Source organism: Citrobacter sp. wls718 (assembly GCF_005280945.1).
Classification (GTDB): Bacteria; Pseudomonadota; Gammaproteobacteria; order Enterobacterales; family Enterobacteriaceae; genus Citrobacter; species Citrobacter gillenii.
This window is the reverse complement of the sequence record NZ_SZWV01000052.1, coordinates 4,434-10,175: the sequence shown is the minus strand read 5'-3', so window position 1 is coordinate 10,175 and position 5,742 is coordinate 4,434. Positions and strand designations below refer to the sequence as shown.

Below are 5,742 nucleotides of genomic sequence, written 5' to 3'. Positions count from 1 at the left end.
GGCAATAACGTCGCGCTGCTGTTCTGGAGTCAGTGAGTTGAAACGCACCGCATAACCAGAAACACGAATAGTCAGCTGCGGGTATTTTTCCGGGTGCTTAACCGCATCTTCCAGCGTTTCACGACGCAGAACGTTAACGTTCAGGTGCTGGCCACCTTCTACGCGAACTTCTGGCTGTACGTCTACCGGTACTTCACGGTATTCGATTTCGCCCAGTTTGCTGACGGCAACGACTTCATCAGCAGAGAAACCTGCTTTAGCAACGATGCAGCGTGCTTCGCCTTTTTCGCTGTCCAGCAGCCAGAAAGAGTTCAGCAGGTCGTCGTTTGCAGCTTTAGTAATCTGGATACCTGTAATCATGTTGATGCCTCCCCGGCAAAATTATTTGATTTCGGTTGGCCGTCGCGCGGCCAATTGGTAAAACCATTGTTGCTTGAGTGTATATATACCCCTCGCACACCCTTGATTCCTTGATTTAAATCAATAAAAACCACACACGCAAAGTGGTGATGAGTGGATTTTATTGTTTTACATCAACTTACGCTATGCGTGTAGATAAAATTTTTACATAAATTTTCAACTATCTTTAAGGGGTAGTCCCTTGAGAATCGTAGAGAATTTTGCGCCCCAGAGAGAAGCAGTTAAGCTAGGGGGAATGAAATTCGCAGGAGAGCGAGATGACTACCGAATTAACCTGGCACGATGTGCTGACCGAAGAAAAACAGCAACCCTATTTTGTTAACACTTTGCATACCGTCGCCGGTGAACGCCAGTCAGGCATGACGGTTTACCCGCCGCAAAAAGATGTGTTTAACGCATTTCGCTTTACCGAGCTTGGCGATGTGAAAGTTGTCATCCTGGGACAGGACCCTTACCACGGTCCCGGCCAGGCGCATGGCCTCGCGTTTTCTGTGCGCCCAGGCGTAGCCACTCCACCGTCATTACTGAATATGTATAAAGAACTCGAAGCGACGGTCCCGGGCTTTACACGCCCCACGCACGGGTATCTGGAAAGCTGGGCACGTCAGGGGGTACTGTTACTGAACACCGTCCTTACCGTCCGGGCAGGACAGGCACATTCGCATGCCAGTCTGGGCTGGGAAACCTTTACGGATAAAGTCATTAGCCTGATTAACGAGCACCGTGAAGGCGTGGTGTTTTTACTCTGGGGCGCGCACGCGCAGAAGAAAGGGGCCATTATTGACGCGCAGCGTCACCATATTCTGAAAGCGCCGCATCCGTCTCCGCTCTCGGCACACCGCGGATTCTTTGGCTGCAATCACTTTGTTCTGGCAAATGAGTGGCTGGAAAAACGCGGTGAAAAACCGATCGACTGGATGCCGGTGCTGCCGGCTGAGAGCGAGTAAAAAAATGCCAGCGATTCGCTGGCATTTTTACTATCAGGCTTTGTTCTGACGCCACCACTCCGCGAGCAGGACGCCCGTCGCGACGGAGACATTGAGCGTTTCTACATTGCCCGTACCGTCGATGGCTACGCACAGATCGTCTGCAGAACATGCTGCTTCCGGTAGCGCATCACGCTCGCGGCCTAACACCAGCACCATTTTTTCTGGCAGCGTGGTGTTGAACAACGGCTTACCTTTGTCGCTGGAGGTCATCACGACCGTGTAGCCTGCTTTGCGGAAATCATCCAGCACATCCACAATACTGTCGCCAGTGATCGGTTGCACGTGCTCGGCACCGCCTTCCGCGGTACGGATAGCTGCACCGGATTCCAGCAGCGCGGCATCCTGTACGACCACGCCTTTCACACCGAAGTGAGCGCAACTGCGCATCATGCCGCCCAGGTTATGCGGGTTGGCGATATCTTCCAGCGCCAGTACGCAATCCTGCGCCCCCGCCTGGCCAACCCACTGCTTAACGGTTGTACCGTTACGTTTTTTAATCAGGAAACACACGCCGCCATGGTGTTCAGTACCGGAAGCTTTCGCCAGTTCGGCTTCGTCAACCACGTGGTAGGCTTTGCGGTTTGCCGCCATCCAGCGTAATGCTTCTTTAAATCGTGGTGTCACGCTCTGGACAAACCAGGCGCGGACAATGGCGTCCGGACGGCTCTGGAACAGCGCCTGACAGGCATTCTCACCGTAAACGCGGGTTTCTTCCGCACGCTGACGACGTAATACTTCAGGATCGATAAAGCTCTTGCCGCTGATCCCACCGTGATCGGCTTTTTCCGCTACGTCATCGCTCGGCGCGCGGGATACGGTACGCCACGGTGAGTCTTCACGTTTACGGTCGCGTTCAACATCGCGGTCACGTCCACGATCGCGGCCACGTTCACTGTTCGGACCCTTTCTGTCATCACGGGCAGGGCGACGACCGCCTTCGGCTCGGGAAGTACCTGGGCGACCGCCGCCTTTACCGGTACGTGGATTTTGGGTGCGCTTGTCCGAGTCATCGTCACTGCGGACGTACATCACTTTGACCTTGCCGTTTTTGTTCTTCAGTTCGTCGCTCATTTCTTTTCTCCACCTGCTCTGCGCGAAGCGCGCAGATTACCCGATGTGCACGTCGTTAGCCATTATTTCATTTAAAAGCTTATGACTATTGTACTCATTGAATAAAACGCATTGCTGTTTAAAACAGTCTCCCCGATAATATGTAACATAACAGAAACATATCGGCGTGATTGCCGCGAAGTCCACCCTACTCATCCAGAGGTTAGTTATGAATACCGTTTGTACCAGCTGCCAGGCTATCAACCGCATCCCCGAAGATCGTGTTCAGGATACGGCCAAATGCGGACGCTGTGGTCACGACCTGTTTGACGGTGAGGTGATCAATGCGACCGGTGCTACGCTGGATAAGCTGTTAAAAGACGATCTTCCTGTGGTGGTCGATTTCTGGGCGCCATGGTGTGGCCCATGCCGTAACTTCGCCCCCATTTTTGAAGATGTCGCTGAAGAGCGTAGCGGTAAAGTGCGTTTTGTTAAAGTGAATACCGAAGCTGAACGCGAACTCAGCGCACGTTTCGGCATCCGCAGCATTCCGACCATTATGATATTCAAGAAAGGTGAAGTCGTCGATATGCTCAATGGCGCAGTGCCTAAAGCCCCGTTTGATAGCTGGCTTAACGAATCATTATAATCTCTACGGGGCACATCTTGTGCCCCGTTTTGTCCTCTGCGACAATAGCATTTTTCAACGTGCTTCCCGATGACCAATAACGCCGTTCTCCAGTTACGTGCCGAGCGCCTTGCGCGCGCCACGCGCCCTTTTCTTGCCCGAGGTAACCGTATTCGCCGCTGCCAGCGCTGCTTACTGCCGCTGAAACTGTGCCTGTGCGAAACGCTGAGACCTGCCCAGGCGAAGAGTCGTTTTTGCCTGGTAATGTTTGACACCGAACCGATGAAACCCAGCAACACCGGGCGTTTGATTGCTGATATTCTGCCGGATACCGCCGCGTTTCAGTGGTCTCGCACCGAGCCGCCGTCAGCGCTGCTTGAACTGGTTAACAATCCGGATTATCAACCGATGGTGGTCTTCCCGGCATCCTATGCCGACGAGGGCCGTGAGGTCATTTTCACGCCACCTACGGGTAAAACACCGTTGTTCATTATGCTTGATGGTACCTGGCCAGAAGCACGCAAAATGTTCCGTAAAAGTCCGTACCTCGATAACCTGCCGGTTATCTCCGTCGATTTATCACGTCTTTCCGCTTACCGTCTGCGCGAAGCCCATGCCGAGGGGCAGTATTGCACCGCCGAAGTGGCGATTGCCTTACTGGATCTGGCTGGAGACACGCAGGCAGCCGAAGGATTAAGTGAGCACTTCACGCTTTTTAAAACTCGCTACTTGGCAGGAAAAACCCAACATCAGGGAAGCGTCACAGCAGACTCGACAGAAAACGTTTAAAATCATTCGGTCACTGGTGTCATTAAGGAAGCCGATATGAGTCAACGTGGTCTGGAAGCGCTACTGCGACCAAAATCCATTGCGGTGATTGGGGCGTCAATGAAGCCCAATCGTGCGGGTTACCTGATGATGCGTAACTTACTGGCCGGCGGCTTCAATGGACCGGTTTTACCGGTGACGCCGGCCTGGAAAGCAGTGTTGGGCGTGCTGGCCTGGCCCACTATCGCCAGCCTGCCTTTTTCTCCCGATCTCGCCGTGCTGTGTACCAATGCCAGCCGCAACCTGACGCTGCTGGAGGCGCTAGGCGAGAAAGGCTGCAAAACCTGTATTATTTTGTCAGCGCCCACGGCGCAGCACGCTGAACTGCTGGCCTGCGCATCACGCTATAAAATACGTCTGCTCGGCCCCAACAGTCTGGGGCTTCTCGCCCCCTGGCAGGGGCTTAACGCCAGTTTTTCACCGGTACCGATTAAACGCGGCAAGCTGGCATTTATTTCCCAGTCGGCGGCGATTTCCAACACCATTCTGGACTGGGCGCAGCAGCGCGACATGGGGTTTTCCTGGTTTATTGCCCTGGGTGACAGTCTGGACATTGACGTTGATGAGCTGCTTGATTACCTGGCACGCGACAGTAAAACCAGTGCGATTTTGCTCTACCTCGAACATTTGAGCGATGCCCGCCGTTTTGTCTCGGCGGCACGTAGCGCATCGCGTAACAAACCCATTTTGGTGATTAAAAGCGGTCGCAGCCCTGCGGCTCAGCGCTTGCTGCATACCAGCTCGGGGATGGACCCAGCCTGGGACGCCGCCATTCAGCGTGCCGGTCTGCTGCGCGTGCAGGACACACACGAGCTTTTCTCAGCGGTGGAAACCCTCAGCCACATGCGCCCATTACGTGGCGACAGGCTGATGATCATCAGCAATGGTGCCGCCCCTGCTGCACTGGCTTTAGATGAGCTGTGGTCGCGAAACGGCAAACTGGCCACGCTAAGCGAAGAGACCTGCCAGAAACTACGCGATGCGTTACCAACCCACGTTGATATCGCCAACCCACTGGATTTGCGCGACGATGCCAGCAGTGAGCATTACGTTAAAACGCTGAATATTTTACTCGCCAGCCAGGATTTCGACGCCCTGATGGTCATCCACTCGCCTAGCGCAGCCGCACCTGGCACCGAAAGCGCGCAGGCGCTGATTGAGGCGGTGAAACAACATCCGCGCGGCAAGTTTGTCTCCTTACTCACTAACTGGTGCGGGGAGTTTTCATCCCAGGAAGCCCGCAGGTTGTTTAGTGAAGCGGGATTACCTACCTATCGTACACCGGAAGGCACCATCACCGCGTTTATGCATATGGTTGAATATCGGCGTAACCAGAAGCAGCTGCGTGAAACACCAGTGCTCCCTGACAGCCTGACGGCCAACACCGCCGAGGCACATAATCTGTTACAACAGGCGATTACTGACGGGGCAACATCGCTGGATACGCATGAAGTTCAGCCTATTTTGCACGCCTATGGCTTGCACACGCTGCCCACCTGGATTGCCAGCGACAGCGCAGAAGCCGTACACATCGCCGAGCAAATTGGTTATCCGGTAGCGCTCAAGCTACGTTCTCCCGATATCCCGCATAAATCGGAAGTTCAAGGGGTTATGCTCTACCTGCGAACGGCAACCGAAGTTCAGCAGGCAGCCAATGCGATTTTTGATCGGGTGAAAATGGCCTGGCCGCAGGCGCGTATCCACGGTTTGCTTGTCCAGAGTATGGCTAACCGCGCGGGGGCTCAGGAACTGCGCGTGGTCGTCGAACACGATCCGGTATTTGGGCCACTCATTATGTTGGGGGAAGGTGGCGTAGAGTGGCGACCG

At 54.3% G+C, this 5,742-nt stretch carries 6 protein-coding genes; 4 read left to right on the top strand and 2 right to left on the bottom strand.

The genetic code is table 11. The features are described 5' to 3' along the window. Positions 1 to 360 (bottom strand): autonomous glycyl radical cofactor GrcA (gene grcA, locus FDW95_RS09970; protein ID WP_137363492.1); only part of this gene is annotated, 360 nt, incomplete at its 3' end. Positions 361 to 677: 317 nt separating this feature from the next. Here grcA and ung point away from each other — a divergent pair. Then, a complete protein-coding gene (ung, locus tag FDW95_RS09965; RefSeq protein ID WP_137363490.1) occupies positions 678 to 1,367 on the top strand; it encodes a uracil-DNA glycosylase in 690 nt (229 codons plus the stop codon). Positions 1,368 to 1,400: 33 nt separating this feature from the next. On the opposite strand, the gene FDW95_RS09960 is transcribed toward ung, so the two are convergent. Continuing rightward, the gene (locus tag FDW95_RS09960; RefSeq protein ID WP_096756115.1) at positions 1,401 to 2,480 is read right to left on the bottom strand and encodes a tRNA/rRNA methyltransferase; all 1,080 of its coding nucleotides are present in this window, start codon (positions 2,478 to 2,480) and stop codon (positions 1,401 to 1,403) included. A 208-nt stretch (positions 2,481 to 2,688) separates the two neighbouring features. Between FDW95_RS09960 and trxC the strand changes: the two genes are divergently transcribed. The 3 genes from trxC to pat all read left to right on the top strand — a co-directional run. Beyond that, a complete protein-coding gene (trxC, locus tag FDW95_RS09955) occupies positions 2,689 to 3,108 on the top strand; it encodes a thioredoxin TrxC (protein ID WP_045446319.1) in 420 nt (139 codons plus the stop codon). Between the two features lie 69 nt (positions 3,109 to 3,177). Further along, positions 3,178 to 3,876: a tRNA-uridine aminocarboxypropyltransferase gene (gene tapT, locus FDW95_RS09950; protein ID WP_096756114.1), complete on the top strand. Its 699-nt coding sequence runs from the start codon at positions 3,178 to 3,180 to the stop codon at positions 3,874 to 3,876. A 36-nt stretch (positions 3,877 to 3,912) separates the two neighbouring features. Beyond that, positions 3,913 to 5,742: protein lysine acetyltransferase (gene pat, locus FDW95_RS09945; RefSeq protein ID WP_249359016.1), on the top strand; the 1,830-nt coding region annotated here is incomplete at its 3' end.

Bases quoted from the DNA above. Each gene is read 5' to 3' on its own strand.
- trxC (WP_045446319.1), top strand. From the start codon at position 2,689: ATGAATACCGTTTGTACCAGCTGCCAGGCTATCAACCGCATCCCCGAA.
- FDW95_RS09960 (WP_096756115.1), bottom strand. From the start codon at position 2,480: ATGAGCGACGAACTGAAGAACAAAAACGGCAAGGTCAAAGTGATGTAC.
- tapT (WP_096756114.1), top strand. From the start codon at position 3,178: ATGACCAATAACGCCGTTCTCCAGTTACGTGCCGAGCGCCTTGCGCGC.
- ung (WP_137363490.1), top strand. From the start codon at position 678: ATGACTACCGAATTAACCTGGCACGATGTGCTGACCGAAGAAAAACAG.